Raw genomic sequence first — 17,119 nt, 5'->3', positions numbered from 1 at the left:
CCCCGGCCACGTCAGGCAAGGGCAAAGGTGATGACAAAGCGGCCACTGGCCTTGCGCGGGCCCAGCGCGGACGGGTCGAACCGGTATTCATAATCGAGTTTCGCATCGTTGTTGAGGCACAGTTCGCGCGCCAGGTAGAGCCCAAGGCCGGTGCCCTTGCTCGAGGTGGTATAGAACGGCTCGAACAGATGGTCGCGCACTTCGGGCGTGATGCCGGGGCCATCGTCCTGCACGTGCAGCTCGCGCCGCCCGGCTGCATCGCGCGCCGGGAAGATGCGGATGCTGGCCGGCTGGCGGCTGGCATAGCGCACCGCGTTGTTGAGCAAATTGAGCAGGACTTCGTGCAGGTGCAGCGGATCGAAGCGCACCGCGCTGCCGCCCGGATCGCCGATATAGACTATATCACCGGCCAGGCCGTGGATTTCGCAGAACTCGGCCTTGAGCTGCTCGAGAAACGGGCCCAGCGGCACCGGCTCGCCGTTGGGCTGGGCCTTGCGCGACAGTTGCAGGATGTCTTCGACCATGCGGTTCACGCGCGCCACATTGTCGCCGACGATTTTCAGCAGCCGCACTTCGGCCGGGCCGTGCAGGTCTTCGGCCAGCAGCGCCGTCGCGTGGCCGATAGCCGACAGCGGATTGCGCACCTCGTGCGCGATGCTGGCCGTCAGGCGCCCCATCGACGCCAGCTTGAGTTGCTGCGCCTGGTTTTCGATGGCACTCACGTCCTGCATGAAGATCACGCTGCGCTCACCTGCCTCGCCCACGGCCTCCCCCACTACATCGGCTGGCGCGGCGACACGGGCAAAGCGCAGCTTGACGTGCACCGGCTGATCACGCCGGCCACGCACGTCGCCGGCGCCGTCGCCTTCGCGATACGGCTTGACGGTGACGAAGGCCGTATCGTTCTCGGGCGCGGCGAGCCAGGCATCGAAGGCTTCGGCGAGCGGCTCGAAGGCCGGGGCCGCGTGCAGCAGGAAGCCCGACGTGTCGGCCTGCAGCCCGAGCATCCGGCGCGCCGCCGGGTTACCTGTAAACACCGCGCCGTCGGCGCCCACCACCAGGATGCCGTCGCCCACGTCGGCAATCACGATTTCATTGATCGCCTGCTGGATGCGCAGGTCGGCGCCGCGCTGGGCCGCCAGTTCTTCCTGTCCCAGCAGGCGCGCGGCCATGCGGTTGGCCACCAGCACGGCGGCAAAGAACGCTGCGCCGAACAGGCCCGCCTGCATCAGCGGCGGATCGAACCCTTCGACTAGCTGCCACGCGCTCAGGCCAAGCAAGAACAGCGTGGCCACCGCCGCCGCGAACAACGCCAGCAGCAGGGGCGCGAGGATTGCGGCGCCGGCCAGCGGGAACAGATACAGGATGCCAAGGCCGCTGCGCAAGCCACCAGCGGCCAGGTACAGCAGCGAAATGACCAGGAGGTCGAGCGCAACCTGCACCCCGAGCTGCACCAGAAAGCGCCGCTGGTGGCGCGCGGCAAACGAGAACACCAGCGCCATGATCGCGTAGCCCAGGCAGATCTGGGCGACCTGCTGCGTGATGCGCAGCGCGCCGTTCTCGAAGTCGACACCGAAATACAGCAGCAGCACCAGCGCGATGACGATGCGCGTGAGCGTGAAGGTCTGCAGCGAGCGCCACAGGGCGACGCGCGCTTCGGGCGACAGGATGCGGCGCTGCGTCAAGGCCAGCCTGCGCCTACGGCGGCGGCAGGCGCACGTGGCCTGGCGAACAGTAGTCGTGGCCGTCGGCGCGCACCGATTCGGACGCCGGGAAGTACATGCCGCAGTGGTCACATTGGGCCATCGCTTCGATCTGCACCGGCGCCTTGGCCGCGCCGGGGCGCGCCTGCGGCGGTACGGCCGCACGTTTGCTCATGGCGCGCAGCTTGTTGCGCACCGCGAAGACGACGAGGGCGATGAAGGCAATCCAGAATAATAGTCGCATCAGATGGTTCCCCGGTGCAGGATAACTTCAAGCACGAAACGGCTGCCGACATAGGCCAGCGCCAGCGTGGCAAACCCGGCCAGCGTGAAGCGCAGCGCGGTCTTGCCGCGCCAGCCTCGCCAGCGGCGCCCCGCCAGCAGCGCCGCGAACAACGCCCACGACAGCAGTGCGAACACGCTCTTGTGGTCGAGCAGCAGCGGCCGGCCGAACACCTGTTCGGAGAACACGAAGCCCGACAGCACCGTCAGGCTGAGCAGGATGAAGCCGATCCAGATCACCCGGAACAGCAGTTTTTCCATGGTGAGCAGCGCCGGCAGCTGGTCGAGCGCAGCGCCAAAGCGGCCGCCACCAGCGGTGCGGGTGTGCAGCCGCGCTTCTTGTAACGCCATCAGCACGGCGTGGAAGGCGGCAATGGTCAGCGTGCTGTAGGCCAGTACCGCGACCGCGATATGCCAGCCAAAGGCAGGCGACTTGCCGGCCAGCGGCGTCAGGGTGCCGGGGAACAGCAGCGGCAGCAGCGCGGCCACGGCGGCAAACGGCATCACCAGGCGGCGCATGCCATCAAGAGCGAAATTGCGGTTCTCGAGCCAGTAGGCGGCCACGGACACCCACAGCGCGGACGAGAGCATGATCGCGAAACCGACGCGCAACCGGCCCGGCACCATCACGTCCATGCCGAGCGAGACGCCGTGCAGCGCCCATGCGCCGGCCGTCACGGCCGAGATGGCCGGCGCGCGGCGCGATGGCAGCAGGGCGCATACCGCGTACAGGAAAGCCGCGGCAAGGAAGAGGAAATTCTGCATGACGGGAGTCTACACCATTGCATGCTGTCGCCGTGGGGTGAGCGGGTTTTCCCGCCCACGCAGGGATGGTTGGCCGCCAGATCATCCGGCCCGCAAGCGGCACCGGTAACGATCACCGCGTGGAAGGCAGAGCCTTCCACCCTACGTAGGGTGGGCGGGTTCCCCGCCCACGCGGTGATGGTTAGCCGCCAGATCATCCGCCCCGCAAGCGGCGCCGCCACGGTCTGCTCCCGCGCAAAACGCCACGGTTTGCTGAAAAAATGTGCGCCTGCCGTCCGCCGGAAGAACCAGCAGCACCTGCGCAAGGTAAAATGCCGCTTTGGCGGCGCTCGCCCACCGGCATTTCGCTCGGGACCGCGCGTCCGATGTGCCCTTACTAATTAGGTTGAACATGCTAGATAACCTCACCCAACGCCTTGCCAAGGTCGTCAAGACCATGCGCGGCGAGGCGCGCCTCACCGAGGCAAACACTGCAGAGATGCTGCGCGAAGTGCGCATGGCCCTGCTCGAGGCCGACGTGGCGCTGCCGGCGGTGCGTGAATTCATCGCCAAGGTCAAGGAAAAAGCCCTCGGCGAAGAAGTCGTCGGCTCGCTCAGCCCGGGCCAGGCGCTCGTCGGCGTGGTGCAGAAGGAACTGGCGGCCCTGATGGGCGCCGACCTCGGCCCCGAGGCCAGCCAGCTGTCGTTCGCCCAGCAACCGCCGGCGATCATCCTGATGGCCGGTCTGCAGGGTGTCGGCAAGACCACCACCACCGGCAAGCTGGCCAAGTACCTCAAGGAACAGAAAAAGAAGAAGGTCCTGACCGTCTCGGCCGACGTGTACCGTCCGGCCGCAATCGCACAGCTCGAATCGGTGACCAGGCAGGTCGGCGCCGACTTCTTCCCGTCGACCGCCAGCGACAAGCCGGTCGACATCGCGCTGGCCGCACTCGACTGGGCCAAGAAGCATTACCACGACGTCCTGATCATCGATACCGCGGGTCGCCTTGGTATCGACGAAGCGATGATGCAAGAGATCGCGGCCGTGCACGCCGCCGTCAACCCGATCGAGACGCTGTTCGTCGTCGATGCCATGCTGGGCCAGGATGCGATCAACACCGCCAAGGCGTTCAACGACGCCCTGCCCCTGACCGGTATCGTGCTGACCAAGCTCGATGGCGACTCGCGCGGCGGTGCGGCGCTGTCGGTGCGGCACGTGACGGGCAAACCAATCAAGTTTGCCGGTGTGTCCGAAAAACTCGATGGTCTCGAAGCCTTCGATCCGGCCCGCATGGCCAACCGCGTGCTGGGCATGGGCGACATCCTGGCGCTGGTCGAAGAAGCGCGCAAGGGTGTCGACGCCGAAGCCGCAGCCGAACTGGCCAACAAGATCAAGGTCGGCGGCCGTTTCGACATGAACGACTTCAAGTCGCAGCTGACGCAAATGAAAAAGATGGGCGGCATGGCCGGCCTGATGGACAAGCTGCCGGCCCAGTTCCAGCAAGCCGCGGCGGGCGCCAACATGGGCCAGGCCGAGAAATCGGTCCAGCGCATGGTCGGCATCATCGATTCGATGACGCCGCTCGAGCGCGCGAAACCCGAACTGATCAAGGCCAACCGCAAGCGTCGCATCGCGGCCGGCGCTGGCGTGCAGGTGCAGGAAGTCAATCGCATGCTCAATCAGTACGATCAGATGCAGACGATGATGAAAAAGCTCAAAGGCGGCGGCCTGATGAAGATGATGCGTGGGATGAAGGGCATGATGCCCGGCATGCGTTAATCCATCGTTTTCCGCCCGCAGAACCGCGCAGAGTATCGCTTTGCGCGGTTTTTTTACGCCCCTTGTCGGCGTTTTATCGTTCCCGTGCGTTGTTGTGTGCGATAGCGCCCATTTAGCGGCTTATCAGAGTGAAAAAGTTTGGAAAAAGACTTGCACGAACAGTAAAACGCTACCAATATAGGCGTGCGATAAATTACGCATTTTTCCATGTGTTCGTTTTAGGAGGCTCGAAGATGGCAACAGCCAAAAAAACCACTGCAGCACCAGCAAAAAAAGCAGCTGCCAAGCCTGCTGCAGCGGCCAAGCCCGCAGCAAAAAAGGCAGCAGCACCAGCAAAAGCAGCCGCTAAAACGGCTGACAAATCAGCTGACAAATCGGCCGACAAGCCAGCAGTTGCACGCAAGCCAAACGCCGCGTTCATGAAAGCCATGACCCCGTCGGCCACGCTCGCTGCAGTCGTTGGCGACAAGCCGCTGCCACGCACCGAAGTGACCAAAAAGGTCTGGGATTACATCAAGTCGAAAGACCTGCAAGATCCGGCAAACCGTCGCATGATCAATGGCGACGACAAGCTCAAAGCAGTCTTCGGCGGCAAAGAGCAAGTCTCGATGTTTGAAATGACCAAACTGATTTCGGATCATCTGAAATAAGTTCAGGTTATATTCAGTCGATGTCTCGCTGATTAAAAAAGCCCCGGATTCAAACCCGGGGCTTTTTGTTATTCAAGTGTAAATAACCTGAATCTGCACTTACAAACCGCCGGCAGCCTTCATCAGTTCGAACACGCGGGTATTCTCCATCGTGCCTTTGAATGACGCCGAGCCGGCGCCAGTCGCATACAGTTTCACGTCGCCGCCGCCATGGGTTTCGGACGACTTGTGCACGCCTGTCTCCTGATGGTAATCGTCGCTCTGCGCGACCATGCCATCGACATCGGCGCGCACGTCCGCCCGGTTCGGGCCATTGCCGAACACCAGCGTGGTGAACGTCTTGCCGTCCGCATCCTTCTTCGGCTCGCCCGTCGCGTAGTCGCGCACGATATCCAGGATCGGGTTGCCGCGCTTCGGGTAGCCGTTGATCTGCATCGTGTGGTCATGGTCGGCGGTGAGCACGATCAGCGTGTTCTGCAGGCCCGGATCGATCGCGCGCATGCGCTCGATTGCCAGTTGCAACGCATCGTCGAACGCCACCGTCTCTTCCAGTGCGTGCTTGGCGCGGGTGTCGTGCAGCGCGTGGTCGATCTTGCCGCCTTCGACCATCAGGAAGAAGCCGTTCGGATTGGTCGACAGCAGATCGATCGCCTTGCCCGTCATCTCGGCCAGCGTCGGCTGCTCGGGGCGGCGCTGGTACGCATAATCGAGGTGGCTGGCCGCACTGTAGATGCCGACGAACTTGCGCCCTGCCTTCGCCGACATCATGCCTGCGCGGGTACCGGCCACGTAATAGCCGGCACCGGCAAATTCGGCCATCAGGTCACGCCCGTCGGGCCGGCCCTTCGGATTGAGCGCCGGGTCGCGCGGCGTGAAGTGATTGCGCCCGCCGCCCATCAGCACGTCGACACCGTCACCCAGCGCCGCGTTGTAGCCGGCGCCACCGGGCACGAGCTGCTGCGCGATCGTGTAGGCCGCGTCGCGGCTGCAGGTGTGCGCAAAGGTCGAGGCCGGCGTGGCGTGCGTCAGCTCGGTCGTCGTGATGGCGCCGGTGGCGCGGCCCCGGGCCTTGGCCAGCTCCAGGATCGTCACGGCTGGCGTGCCGTTGTTCGGGCCGCACTGGTCGACGCCGTCCTTGGTCGGGTTGATCGTGCGGGCGCCGGCCTGCGAGATCACGTCGTTGTTCAGCTTCATGCCGGTCATGTACGCCCCCATCGACGGCGCGCTGTCGGTGGTCTGGTAATCGAGCGAATAGGTCTTGATGCGCGCGGTGCGCTCCATCAGGCGCTCGAAGTGCAGCAGGCTGTCTTCGCCGCCGCGGTAGATGCGCGCGGCGGTGGTGACGGACGGGCCCATGCCGTCGCCAAGGAAGAAGATGATGTTCTTCGCCTTTTGCTGGGCCGAAGCCATTGCCGGCAGCGCTGCGCCAAAGGCGGCGGCCAGCAGCAGCGGGAGAATGCGTCGTGAAGTCATGGTGGATTTCTCGTGCTTACAGACCGGCTGCGGTCTTGATCAGATTGAAGACGCGCGTGTTGTCGATGGTCCCGCGAAACAGCTCCGCGTTCGCGCCGGCTGCGCCCAGGTAGACGTCGCTGCCGCCATGCGTCTCGGCGCCCGCGCGCGTGCGCACGACCGCTTGCTGGTGGTAGTCGTCGGCCGTCACGACGGCGTCGGTCAGCGGCGTGGTGCGCCCGCCCTGGTGGCGCTGCTCGCCCGTGCCGAAGCCGATGATCGTGTACGGCATGCCCTGGCTGTCGAGCGTCGGCTTGCCGTCGGCCGTGCGCACCAGCCCCAGCACACCCGGATTGGCGGGCGTGGTCTTGCCGGTGCGCGCTGCATAACCGTTCAGCAGCAGCGTGTGGTCATGGTCGGCGGTGGCAACGATCAGCGTGTTCTTCAGGCCCGGGTCGAGCGCTTCCATGCGTTCGAGCGCGGCCTGCAGCGCGGCGTTGTACGTCACCGTCTCTTGCAGTGCGCGTTTGCCGAGCGTGGCGTGCAGCGCATGGTCGATCAGGCCGCCCTCGACCATCAGGAAGAAACCACCGCGGTGCGGCGCCAGCAGGTCGATCGCCTTGGTCGTCATGGCCGGCAGCGCCGGTTGACGGGTGGTGTCGCGGATCGCGTCGAAGTCCATGTGGTTGGCGGCGAACAGGCCCACGACCGGCGCGCCCGGCGTCAAGGCGTTGAACCCGGCGGTGTCGTTCACGACCCGGAAGCCCTTGGCCTTGAACTCGGCCTGCAGATCGCGGTTGTCGGCGCGCTTGCCGCCACGCGCGAATGGCGTGAATTGCTGCGCACCGCCGCCGAACAGGACGTCCAGGCCATTGGCGCCCAGCGCCCGGTTGTAGCCGGCGCCGCCCGGCACCAGGCTGGCGGCGATGTCGGTTTCCAGCTTGCGAGTACATGCGTGGGCATAGGTTGCAGCCGGGGTAGCGTCGGTGACGCTGGTATTGGTGACCACGCCCACGGCCATGCCGCGCTTGCGGGCCAGTTCGAGCAGCGTGACGGCTGCTTCGCCATTCTCGCAGCGGCTCACCAGACTGTTGCCGTTGGCGTCCTTGGCGGGCGCGATCGAGCGCGTGCCGGCCGACATCGAGATCACGCCGTTGTTCTGCTTCACGCCGGTCATGTAGGCCGCCATCGAGGCGGCGCTGTCGGTGACCTGTGCATCGTTGGAGAAAGTCTTCACGAAGGCCGATTCGGGCAGGCGGTCAATCGCCAGCTCGCCCTCTTCGCCCACGGCAAAGATGCGCGCCGCGGTCAGCGTATTGACGCCCATGCCATCGCCCAGGAAGAAGATGATGTTCTTTGCGCGCTGGTCGACCGGGTTGACCGTCAGGGCCGGGGTCGCAGTCGCGGTCGAGACAGGCGGCGTGGCCGCGCAGCCGGTGAGTGCCGCCAGCAGTGCGCCAGCGGTGAAAAGAATGGGTCGCATGCAGTCCTCACTGGGGAAAGCGGGAAGTCTACACTGCGACAGTGACGATGTGGTGAATTGGCAGGACGCTGGTAGCGTTTGGCTGATCGCCAGCCACAAGCAGATGCACGTCGTTCCCGCGCAGGCGGGAACCCAAGATACGCGATCTGCCCCATGCGTCAGACGTATGCGGCAGTGCGGAAGACTTGGGTTCCCGCCTCCGCGGGAACGACGTGCTGGCGTCTTGGGTTCCCGCCTCCGCGGGAACGACGTGCTGGCGTCTTGGGTTCCCGCCTGCGCGGGAACGACGTGCTGGCGTCTTGGGTTCCCGCCTGCGCGGGAACGACGTGCTGGCGTATGTGGCCGAACGCTTCACGCCCCCGGTTTGAATTCCCAGTTCTTCCATGCGGCCAGCACCGCATTCGGGTATTTCGGCTTGCCCCGGCTGCCGTTGTAGCGGCCCAGCGCCAGGTACAGGTCGCCCCGCTCCATGTCGATATACATGCGCAGGATCGCGCAGCCGTAGCGCAGATTGGTCTGCATATGGAACAGGCGGCGGCGGTCGCCGTCGCCGATTGCCTTGGTCCAGAACGGCATCACCTGCATGTAGCCGCGCGCGCCGGCAATCGAGATCGCGTACTTGCGGTAGGCCGATTCCACCTGAATCAGGCCCAGCACCAGCCCCGGATCGAGGCCCGCGCGGGTCGCTTCATACCACGCGGTCTCGAGGAACTCGGTGCGGGTCTGGACGTCGGGCAGGCGCCTGGCCAGGCGCGGCGACATCTGGTCGAACCACGCCTGGTAGCGCGCCCGCCCCGCCTCGGTGCGGAAGGTCGGGCGCGGCGGACGCGCGTCGGCGATGGCGTTGGCCAGCGCCAGGCGCACCGAATCCGACAGCGCTTCTTCTTTCTGGTTGCCGGCATGCGCCGGCGCCGCCAGACCGAAGGCCAGCGCCAGCAGCACGCCTCCGGACCAGGAGGCCAGGCGCAACGCCATCACTTGCCCAGCTTGGCCTTGATGAAGCCGACCATCTCGCCCACGGCGACGCTGCTCGCTTCTGCATCGCGGCGGCCCTGGTATTCGAGGTTGCCTTCTTTCAGGCCACGCTCGCCGATCACCACGCGATGCGGCACGCCGATCAGTTCCCAGTCGGCGAACATCGCGCCTGGCCGCAGGCCGCGGTCGTCGACGATGACGTCGATGCCCATGGCCGACAGCGACGCATACAGCTGCTCGGTCGCGTCCTTGACCATCTCGCTGCGGTCCATGCCCATCGGGCACAGCACCACTTCGAACGGCGCCAGCGCGTCCGGCCAGACGATGCCCTTGTCGTCGAAGTTCTGCTCGATCGCCGCGCCCAGGATGCGGGTTACGCCGATGCCGTAGCAACCCATCTGCAGCGGCGCAGGCCGGCCGCCGTCGTCAAGGAAGGTCGCGCCCATCGCCTGCGAATACGCGGTGCCGAGCTGGAACACGTGGCCCACTTCGATGCCGCGCTCGATCGCCAGCACGCCCTTGCCGTCCGGCGATGGGTCGCCTTCGACGACGTTGCGCAGGTCGGCCACGACCGGCTCGGGCAAATCGCGGCCCCAGTTCACGCCGATGTGGTGGAAGTCTTCTTCGTTCGCGCCGCAGACGAAATCGGCCATGTTGGCGACCGTGCGGTCGGCCACGACGGTGACCGGCACTTTCGTGCCGACCGGACCGAGGTAGCCCGGCACGGTGCCGAACACCTCGAGGATTTCGGCTTCGGTCGAGAAGCGGTGGCCGGCCAGGCCATCGACCTTGCCGACCTTGATCTCGTTGAGTTCATGGTCCCCGCGCAGCAGCAGTACCCAGTAGCTCTTCTTGCCGTCGTTCTCGGTAGTCAACGCGATGGTCTTGACGGTCTGCGCCAGGTTCACACCCAGCAGCGCCGCGACGGTCTCGCACTTGGTCGTGCCCGGGGTCGGGGTCTTGGTCAGCGTTTGCGTGGCGGCGCCGCGCTCGCCGCTAGCGACGGCTTCGGCTGCTTCCATATTGGCCGCGAAATCGGACGTCGGGCAGTAGACCAGCGCATCTTCGCCGGTGCTGGCGATGACGTGGAATTCGTGCGAGCCGGTGCCGCCGATGGCGCCGTTGTCGGCTGCCACTGCGCGGAACTTCAGGCCGAAGCGCGTGAAGATGCGGGTATAGGCGTCGAACATGGTCTGGTACGACGTCTGCATGCCGGCGACGTCGCGGTCGAACGAATACGCATCCTTCATCGTGAATTCGCGGCCGCGCATCAGGCCGAAGCGTGGACGGCGCTCGTCGCGGAACTTGGTCTGGATGTGATAGAAGTTCACCGGCAGCTGGCGGTACGATTTGATCTCGCTGCGCACAACGTCGGTGATGACTTCTTCGGACGTCGGCTGGATCGCGAAGTCGCGGCCATGGCGGTCTTTCACCCGCATCAGCTCGTCGCCCATCTTGTCCCAGCGGCCAGTCTCTTGCCACAGTTCGGCCGGCTGCACGAGCGGCATCAACAGTTCGATACCACCAGCGCGATTCATTTCTTCACGGACGATCGCTTCGACCTTGCGGATGACGCGCAGCCCGACCGGCATATACGTATAGATGCCGGAACCCAGGCGCTTGATCATCCCGGCGCGCATCATCAGCTTGTGGCTGACGATCTCGGCATCGGAAGGCGCTTCTTTCAGAGTTGAAATAAAAAATCGTGAGGCACGCATATCTGTGAATTCTTTTTAAAAAGAGAGGGTTATAATCGACCTAATTTTAAAGGATTAGCCGGCTGATGCGTCCAATCTTTCTACAAACAGGGTCCGGAACCAGCATCATCGACCGCGCAAGCGGTGCGGAAACCCCTTGGGCATGACAATACGTAAGTAAAAACACAAGGGTACCGAGTGCCCGCAAGAGGGAACGTCCGCCGGCAGAAAGTATCGAGGTGCAATTATGCTCGACCGTGAAGGGTTTCGGCCCAACGTCGGCATCATCCTGCTGAACGCTAACAACGAGGTCTGGTGGGGCAAGCGGGTGCGAGAGCACTCATGGCAATTTCCTCAAGGGGGAATCAAGTACGGCGAAACACCCGAGCAGGCAATGTACCGCGAGCTCGAGGAAGAAATCGGTTTGCGTCAGGAGCACGTCAAGATCGTGGGTCGCACCCGCGATTGGCTGCGCTATGAGGTGCCCGATCATTTCATCAAGCGTGAAATTCGCGGGCATTACCGTGGCCAGAAGCAGATCTGGTTCCTGCTGCGCATGGTTGCGCGCGACAATGAAGTCAATCTGCGCCTGACCGACCACCCCGAGTTCGACGCCTGGCGCTGGCACGACTACTGGGTGCCGCTCGACGTTGTGATCGAGTTCAAGCGCGACGTCTACCAGCGCGCGCTGCAGGAGCTGTCGCGCTTTCTGAGCTGGCCGGCCAAGGGCCAGCACGGCGAGCGGCGTCACAGCGCGCGCTACCTGCGCCAGCCGCATGGCCGCGCGCAGCCTGGCGCCAAGGCGGGGCAAGAGATGCTCGGGGCGGCCGGGCCGGGCAATCCGGCGGCGCCCGATGCACTGGTGCTGGCGCCGAACAAGTAGGCTGTAACGATCGGAAGCGGCGCAGGCCGCTTCTCTCGATTTCATGCTTAAAGCATTGCTTTGATAGCAATATTCGCCAGTACAATGGTGGCATGAGCCCACTTATCTGTCACCTGCGTTTGCTGCTATTGCCACTCGCCGTGCTGACAGCGGCGCCTGCTGCCCACGCCTGGCAGAACACGCCGGCACGCTGCCAGCTGAGCCTGTTGACCACCCTCCCCATACGGTACACCGGCCCGAGCCTGAGCCTCACGCTCGAAGGCCGGATCGACGGGTCGCCGGCCGACATGCTGATCGACACCGGCGCTGCCGGCAGCATGCTGACGCGCACCGCGACCGAGCGCCGTGGGCTGCCACTGCACTCGAGCGACGCACTCGCAATCGGTGTCGGCGGCGTTTCGCGCATTTACACAACGCGCATCAAGGAATTTAAGGCCGGACCGGCGTCGATCACGAACAGCCGCGTGAACGTGCTGAGCGACTTCGGCACCGCACCATCGTTCGACGCCATCCTGGGCGCCCCGTTCCTGCTCCAGTCCGACCTCGAGATCTCGCTGGCGACCAAGGAAATCAAGTTTTTCAGACCGTCCAATTGCGACAATGCGGTGCTGTCGTACTGGGACCATGATGCGGTACAGATCCCCTTCAAATGGCGGTCGGCCGGGCGCGACAATCCCCAGTTCAAGGTACTGCTCAATGGGAAAGAAGCAACGGCGATCATCGATAGCGGCACCTCCACGACGGTCATCACGCACCGGGCGGCCGAAAAGGCGGGCCTGAAGATGAATGCGCCCGGTGTCGAACAGGCATTTGCGACAGCCGGGGCGGGTTTGAAGCGCATCGCGCGCTGGAACGCGACGCTGGGCACGCTGCAAATCGGCCGCGAAACCATTGAAAACGCCGACGTCGGTGTGATCGCCGCCGACGTGATCCTCGGCGCCGACTTCCTGCGCTCGCACCGTGTATTGTTCGCCATGAGCCAGAAGAAGCTGTATATCAGCTACGTCGGTGGCGATGCGCTTGGCCAATGGCGCCGCATCGAGCCCTGGTTACAACAGGAAGCCGACGCCGGCAACGGTGACGCCCAGATGATGGTGGCATCGATGCATGGCCGCGGAAACGGGGTCCCCCTGGACAAGGTACAGGCGCATGCCTGGGTCGACAAGGCGGCGGCCGGCGGACATCCCCGCGCCAACCTGATGGTCGGCGCGCGTCTGGTCAAGGAAGGGCGCTACGCCGAAGCAGCCGTGCGAATCAGGCAGGCGCTCGACCGCCTGCCGGCCGACCGCAGCGGCGCACTGCTGCTGTACACGGCGCGCATGCACAACGGTGACACGGCGCTGGCGCGGCGCGAACTGGAAGCCACGTTCAGTCACGACACCGATGAATGGCCGGGGCCGCTCGCCGATTTCTATCTTGGCAAGATCGATGAAGACAAACTCATGCAGCTGACCGTTGCAGCGCCCGACCCCTCGGTACAGCGCTTTTGCCAGGTGAGCTTTGCGATCGCCGAGGGCTACCTCTTTGCAGGCGATATCAACCGCGAGAAACTGGCGCGCGAGAAAGAGGCTGTCTGCCACCCGGCGCCCACATCTACGCCCTGACGGCCCGCCCCGCGCCGGATCGGCGGCTGCGCTACAATGCCCGCTCTCCCCTTTTTTCGCCCCCTCCTGCCATGTTCACTCCGTCCTCGCACGACGTGCGCCGCTTTTTCTGCGACGCCTATCGCAAGCAACGCAATGGCGAGATCCTGACGCCGATGGATGCCATCGCGGCCGACTGGATCGTGCAGCATCCCGAATACCACGACCAGTTCGAGGACATCGAGGCGGCGATCGCGCGCGACTACTCGGTCGAAGGCGGCAAGCCCAATCCGTTTTTGCACCTGTCGATGCACCTGTCGATCGCCGAGCAGATCTCGATCGACCAGCCGCGCGGCATCCGCGCCGCGCACGACATGCTGGTGGCCAAACGGGGCGAGCACGATGCCCACCACGAGATCATGGAATGCCTGGGCGAGATGATCTGGGCTTCGCAGCGGGGTGGCGTGCCGCCTGATACCGAGGCGTATATCGAGTGCGTGCGGCGCCGTGCGTTTGCCTGAATGCCGACGTGACTTGCGCGTGATTTACGCCAGCTTGTCGTCCGCGACCCGGTAACGCGGGTCTTCCACCAGGTTCACCTCGATCATGTCCTGCGCCTTTTCCAGCAGCTCGCGGCAGTCGGGGCTCAGGTGGCGCAGATGCAGGCGCTTGCCCAGCAGGCGATAACGCTCGGCCAGCGCGTCGATCGCCTGGATCGCCGAATGGTCCACCACGCGCGCGTGCAAAAAGTCGATCACGACATCCTGCGGATCGTCCTTCGGCGTGAAGATGCCCTGAAACGCACTCACTGACGCGAAGAACAGCGTGCCGTCGAGCGCGTACACCTTCCAGCCTTGATCATCGACCGCGACCGCCGCCTTCACCTGGCGCGCATGCTGCCACGCGAACACCAGCGCCGAGACGATCACGCCGGTCAGCACCGCCACCGCCAGGTCGACCAGCAGCGTGATCGCCGCGACCAGCACGACGACGAACAGGTCCGCGCGCGGCACACGCCCGGCCAGACGGAACGTGCCCCACTCGAAGGTCTTTTCGCAGACGACGAACATCACGCCGATCAGCGCCGCCAGTGGAATCGCCTCGATCCAGCTGGAGCCGAACAGGATGAAGCACAGCAGGATCACCGCCGCTGCGATGCCGGACAAGCGTCCGGTCGCGCCGCTGTTCACGTTGATCATGCTCTGGCCGATCAGCGCGCAGCCACCCATGCCGCCAAACACGCCGCTGACGACGTTGGCCGCGCCCAGCGCCAGCGATTCGCGGTTCGGCTGACCACGCGTGTCGGTGATTTCGTCGATCAAGGTGAGCGTCAGGAGCGATTCGATCAGACCCACGCCCGCCATCACGAGCGCGTATGGGAATACGATGCGCAGCGTGTCCCACGTCATTGGCACGTCGGGCAGCGCGAAGCTGGGCAAGCCGCCGGCGATGGAACCGAGGTCGCCCACGGTGCGCGTCTCGACGCCCAGCAGCGCGCAACCGACGTTGGCCACCAGGATGCCCACCAGCGTGGACGGCACTGCTTTGGTGATGCGCGGCGTCAGGTAGATCACCGCCATCGTGATGGCGATGATGACGCCCATCGTGACCAGCTGCGCGGCCGGCATCCATTGCGCCGTGCCGTCCGGGCCCGCCACCTTGAAGTGCCCGAACTGGGCGAGAAAGATCACCAGCGCCAGCCCGTTGACGAAGCCGAGCATCACCGGATGCGGCACCATGCGGATAAATTTACCGAGCCGCGCGGCGGCAAACAGCAGTTGCAGCACGCCCATCAGCACCACGGCCGCCAGCAGGTATTGCGCGCCATGCTGCACCACCAGCGCGATCATCACGACGGCCAGCGAGCCGGCAGCGGCCGAGATCATCCCGGGCCGCCCGCCGAATGCAGACGTGATGAAGGCAACCAGCACGGCAGCGTACAAGCCAGTAAGTGGCGACAGGTGGGCAACCAGGGCGAAGGCAATCGCCTCGGGCACGAGGGCCAGGGCGACCGTCAGGCCGCTGAGCAGGTTGGTTTTGAGATAAGTGGGCGAGGTGAGAATAGACAGAGATGACACGAAGAGCTCCGGCGGGTGACGCGGCAAGGGGCTCGCATGTTACCAGCAAGCGCCTTGCCCGTCTGGCGCCGGGCTTATTTCTTGGTCACCAGCTGGCCCGGCAGACTGCCCAGGTACGCGCCCAGATCGACCATGTCGCGGTTCGACAGCGGCTGCACCAGCGCTGCCATGATCGGGTTCACGCGCCCGTTCGGGCCGGCGCCGCGCTTGTAGGCACGCAGCGCCGTCGTCAGGTAGTCGGCATGCTGGCCGGCCAGTTTCGGATAACTCGGGTCGATCGGCTTGTTGAAATCGGCCCCGTGGCACGAGGCGCAGTTATGCGTCTTGGCCAGCGCCGCGCCGCGCGCGATGTCGGCGGCCGATGCGCTCGCGGCCAACGCGCCCAGCACCAGGGAAAGGACAATCCGTTGCATGGCGTGGTTCATCGCGTGGCCACCGTCTGTTGGGAGTAATAGGCCGCCACGTCGGCAATGTCCTGGTCGCTCAGCGACTTGGCGATATTGACCATCGACGGATGCTTGCGGTCGCCCTTGCGGTAGGCCTTGAGGGCGGATTCGAGATATTTGGCTGACTGGCCGCCGATCATGGGCACCCGGTAGACTTCGGGGAACGCCGTCTTGTAGCCGCCCTGAATGCCGTGGCAGCCGATGCACATCTCGATCTTGGCGACGGCCGCCTTGGGATTGCCGACGACTTCCGCGGCCGTGGCGACGGCGCTGCCGGCGGTACAGGCGCAGGCTGCCAGTACCAGTGGTGCCAAACTTGTTTTCATGGGCGTCTCTTAGTTGTAATTCGAAAACCGCAACCGCATAAAAAGTTAGCAAAGGTCTACCAACGGGCCGATTCTATCTGAAGACTTGACACCAGTCTACAAACCGGACGGTGGCGGCGCGCCCAGGGTTATGGCGTATACTTCCTGCCACCGACCGACTCGACAAAGCACCCGCCATGCATGCAGCTCCCCGCTTCGAAGGCAGCGACAAGTACGTCGCCACCGCCGACCTGAAACTGGCCGTCAACGCGGCCCTGACGCTGGGCCGTCCGCTCCTGATCAAGGGCGAGCCGGGCACCGGCAAGACCATGCTGGCCGAAGAAGTCGCGGCCAGCATGGACATGCCGCTGCTGCAGTGGCACGTCAAATCGACCACCAAGGCCCAGCAGGGCCTGTACGAATACGACGCCGTCTCGCGCCTGCGCGACTCGCAACTGGGCGACGAGCGCGTGCGCGACATCCAGAACTACATCGTCAAGGGCGTGCTGTGGCAAGCCTTCACGGCGCCCGAACCCGTCGTGCTCCTGATCGACGAAGTCGACAAGGCCGACATCGAGTTTCCGAACGACCTGCTGCGCGAACTCGATCGCATGGAGTTCTATGTGTATGAAACGCGCGAAATGGTCGTGGCCACCCACCGCCCGCTCGTGATCATCACGTCCAACAACGAGAAGGAACTGCCGGATGCCTTCCTGCGCCGCTGCTTCTTCCACTACATTCAATTCCCGGACCGCGAGACGATGGCCGACATCGTCGGCGTGCACTTCCCGAACCTGCGCCAGGACTTGCTGGCCGCGGCGCTGCAAAGCTTCTATGTCATGCGCGACGTCCCCGGCATCAAGAAGAAGCCGTCGACCTCCGAATTTCTCGACTGGCTCAAGCTGCTGCTGGCCGAGGACGTGCCGGCCGAAGCCCTGCGCGCCAGCGCCGAAGGCAAGGTGGGTATCCCGCCGCTGCACGGCGCCCTGCTCAAGAACGAGCAGGACGTCGGCCTGTTCGAGCGCCTGATGTTCATGGCGCGGAACAACCGGTGATGG

16 protein-coding genes are annotated in these 17,119 nt (G+C 64.6%); 6 read left to right on the top strand and 10 right to left on the bottom strand.

Going from position 1 to position 17,119, the window contains the following annotated elements; genetic code table 11:
- Positions 1-11 precede the first annotated feature (11 nt).
- Genes HD842_RS18880 through HD842_RS18870 form a run of 3 tightly spaced genes read right to left on the bottom strand, consistent with a single transcriptional unit; the run spans position 12 to position 2,750 of the window.
- Complete coding sequence (locus HD842_RS18880; RefSeq protein WP_183556292.1) at positions 12-1,685, bottom strand: sensor histidine kinase; 1,674 nt, start codon at positions 1,683-1,685, stop codon at positions 12-14.
- Between the two features lie 13 nt (positions 1,686-1,698).
- Positions 1,699-1,947 carry a PP0621 family protein gene (locus tag HD842_RS18875; protein ID WP_183556291.1) on the bottom strand — a complete coding sequence of 83 codons (249 nt, stop codon included), beginning with the start codon at positions 1,945-1,947 and terminating at the stop codon, positions 1,699-1,701.
- Positions 1,947-2,750 (bottom strand): cytochrome C assembly family protein, encoded by an 804-nt coding sequence (locus HD842_RS18870; protein ID WP_183556290.1) that lies wholly within the window; start codon positions 2,748-2,750, stop codon positions 1,947-1,949. Before HD842_RS18870 ends, HD842_RS18875 begins: the two co-directional genes overlap by 1 nt.
- Before the next feature lie 391 nt (positions 2,751-3,141).
- Between HD842_RS18870 and ffh the strand changes: the two genes are divergently transcribed.
- On the top strand, positions 3,142-4,509 hold the full coding sequence (gene ffh, locus HD842_RS18865) for a signal recognition particle protein (protein WP_183556289.1): 1,368 nt from the start codon (positions 3,142-3,144) through the stop codon (positions 4,507-4,509).
- A gap of 233 nt (positions 4,510-4,742) precedes the next feature.
- Complete coding sequence (locus HD842_RS18860) at positions 4,743-5,159, top strand: SWIB/MDM2 domain-containing protein (RefSeq protein WP_183556557.1); 417 nt, start codon at positions 4,743-4,745, stop codon at positions 5,157-5,159.
- Between the two features lie 99 nt (positions 5,160-5,258).
- On the opposite strand, the gene HD842_RS18855 is transcribed toward HD842_RS18860, so the two are convergent.
- The 4 genes from HD842_RS18855 to HD842_RS18840 all read right to left on the bottom strand — a co-directional run bounded on the left by HD842_RS18855 (position 5,259) and on the right by HD842_RS18840 (position 10,787).
- On the bottom strand, positions 5,259-6,632 hold the full coding sequence (locus HD842_RS18855; RefSeq protein ID WP_183556288.1) for an alkaline phosphatase: 1,374 nt from the start codon (positions 6,630-6,632) through the stop codon (positions 5,259-5,261).
- A 16-nt stretch (positions 6,633-6,648) separates the two neighbouring features.
- Positions 6,649-8,094: an alkaline phosphatase gene (locus tag HD842_RS18850; protein ID WP_183556287.1), complete on the bottom strand. Its 1,446-nt coding sequence runs from the start codon at positions 8,092-8,094 to the stop codon at positions 6,649-6,651.
- 351 nt (positions 8,095-8,445) lie between these two features.
- Positions 8,446-9,069, bottom strand: coding sequence for a lytic transglycosylase domain-containing protein (locus HD842_RS18845; RefSeq protein ID WP_183556286.1), 624 nt, complete (start codon positions 9,067-9,069; stop codon positions 8,446-8,448).
- A complete protein-coding gene (locus HD842_RS18840) occupies positions 9,069-10,787 on the bottom strand; it encodes a proline--tRNA ligase (protein WP_183556285.1) in 1,719 nt (572 codons plus the stop codon). Before HD842_RS18840 ends, HD842_RS18845 begins: the two co-directional genes overlap by 1 nt.
- A 226-nt stretch (positions 10,788-11,013) precedes the next feature.
- On the opposite strand from HD842_RS18840, the gene HD842_RS18835 reads away from it, so the two are divergent.
- The 3 genes from HD842_RS18835 to HD842_RS18825 all read left to right on the top strand — a co-directional run bounded on the left by HD842_RS18835 (position 11,014) and on the right by HD842_RS18825 (position 13,753).
- Positions 11,014-11,649: an RNA pyrophosphohydrolase gene (locus HD842_RS18835; RefSeq protein ID WP_183556284.1), complete on the top strand. Its 636-nt coding sequence runs from the start codon at positions 11,014-11,016 to the stop codon at positions 11,647-11,649.
- Between the two features lie 92 nt (positions 11,650-11,741).
- Complete coding sequence (locus HD842_RS18830; RefSeq protein WP_183556283.1) at positions 11,742-13,253, top strand: aspartyl protease family protein; 1,512 nt, start codon at positions 11,742-11,744, stop codon at positions 13,251-13,253.
- Between the two features lie 71 nt (positions 13,254-13,324).
- On the top strand, positions 13,325-13,753 hold the full coding sequence (locus tag HD842_RS18825; RefSeq protein WP_183556282.1) for a DUF1841 family protein: 429 nt from the start codon (positions 13,325-13,327) through the stop codon (positions 13,751-13,753).
- Positions 13,754-13,777: 24 nt separating this feature from the next.
- Here the strand turns inward: HD842_RS18825 and HD842_RS18820 are convergent, their stop codons facing one another.
- From HD842_RS18820 to HD842_RS18810, 3 genes are all read right to left on the bottom strand, one after another.
- Entirely contained in the window at positions 13,778-15,301 is a 1,524-nt protein-coding gene (locus HD842_RS18820; RefSeq protein WP_183556555.1) for a SulP family inorganic anion transporter, read from the bottom strand.
- A gap of 83 nt (positions 15,302-15,384) precedes the next feature.
- Entirely contained in the window at positions 15,385-15,723 is a 339-nt protein-coding gene (locus HD842_RS18815; RefSeq protein WP_183556281.1) for a c-type cytochrome, read from the bottom strand.
- A gap of 8 nt (positions 15,724-15,731) precedes the next feature.
- Complete coding sequence (locus HD842_RS18810) at positions 15,732-16,082, bottom strand: c-type cytochrome (RefSeq protein WP_183556280.1); 351 nt, start codon at positions 16,080-16,082, stop codon at positions 15,732-15,734.
- Positions 16,083-16,258: 176 nt separating this feature from the next.
- Here HD842_RS18810 and HD842_RS18805 point away from each other — a divergent pair, with 176 nt between their 5' ends.
- Complete coding sequence (locus HD842_RS18805) at positions 16,259-17,116, top strand: AAA family ATPase (RefSeq protein WP_183556279.1); 858 nt, start codon at positions 16,259-16,261, stop codon at positions 17,114-17,116.
- The last annotated feature ends 3 nt before the right edge of the window (positions 17,117-17,119 follow it).

Source organism: Massilia aurea (genome assembly GCF_014200505.1).
GTDB lineage: Bacteria > Pseudomonadota > Gammaproteobacteria > Burkholderiales > Burkholderiaceae_D > Telluria > Telluria aurea_B.
The sequence above is the reverse complement of the archived record's forward strand: the minus strand, read 5'-3'. Positions and strand labels throughout refer to the sequence as shown.

Bases quoted from the DNA above. Each gene is read 5' to 3' on its own strand.
- HD842_RS18840 (WP_183556285.1), bottom strand. From the start codon at position 10,787: ATGCGTGCCTCACGATTTTTTATTTCAACTCTGAAAGAAGCGCCTTCC.
- ffh (WP_183556289.1), top strand. From the start codon at position 3,142: ATGCTAGATAACCTCACCCAACGCCTTGCCAAGGTCGTCAAGACCATG.
- HD842_RS18845 (WP_183556286.1), bottom strand. From the start codon at position 9,069: ATGGCGTTGCGCCTGGCCTCCTGGTCCGGAGGCGTGCTGCTGGCGCTG.
- HD842_RS18850 (WP_183556287.1), bottom strand. From the start codon at position 8,094: ATGCGACCCATTCTTTTCACCGCTGGCGCACTGCTGGCGGCACTCACC.
- HD842_RS18870 (WP_183556290.1), bottom strand. From the start codon at position 2,750: ATGCAGAATTTCCTCTTCCTTGCCGCGGCTTTCCTGTACGCGGTATGC.
- HD842_RS18825 (WP_183556282.1), top strand. From the start codon at position 13,325: ATGTTCACTCCGTCCTCGCACGACGTGCGCCGCTTTTTCTGCGACGCC.
- HD842_RS18875 (WP_183556291.1), bottom strand. From the start codon at position 1,947: ATGCGACTATTATTCTGGATTGCCTTCATCGCCCTCGTCGTCTTCGCG.
- HD842_RS18860 (WP_183556557.1), top strand. From the start codon at position 4,743: ATGGCAACAGCCAAAAAAACCACTGCAGCACCAGCAAAAAAAGCAGCT.
- HD842_RS18815 (WP_183556281.1), bottom strand. From the start codon at position 15,723: ATGCAACGGATTGTCCTTTCCCTGGTGCTGGGCGCGTTGGCCGCGAGC.
- HD842_RS18835 (WP_183556284.1), top strand. From the start codon at position 11,014: ATGCTCGACCGTGAAGGGTTTCGGCCCAACGTCGGCATCATCCTGCTG.
- HD842_RS18805 (WP_183556279.1), top strand. From the start codon at position 16,259: ATGCATGCAGCTCCCCGCTTCGAAGGCAGCGACAAGTACGTCGCCACC.
- HD842_RS18855 (WP_183556288.1), bottom strand. From the start codon at position 6,632: ATGACTTCACGACGCATTCTCCCGCTGCTGCTGGCCGCCGCCTTTGGC.
- HD842_RS18810 (WP_183556280.1), bottom strand. From the start codon at position 16,082: ATGAAAACAAGTTTGGCACCACTGGTACTGGCAGCCTGCGCCTGTACC.
- HD842_RS18830 (WP_183556283.1), top strand. From the start codon at position 11,742: ATGAGCCCACTTATCTGTCACCTGCGTTTGCTGCTATTGCCACTCGCC.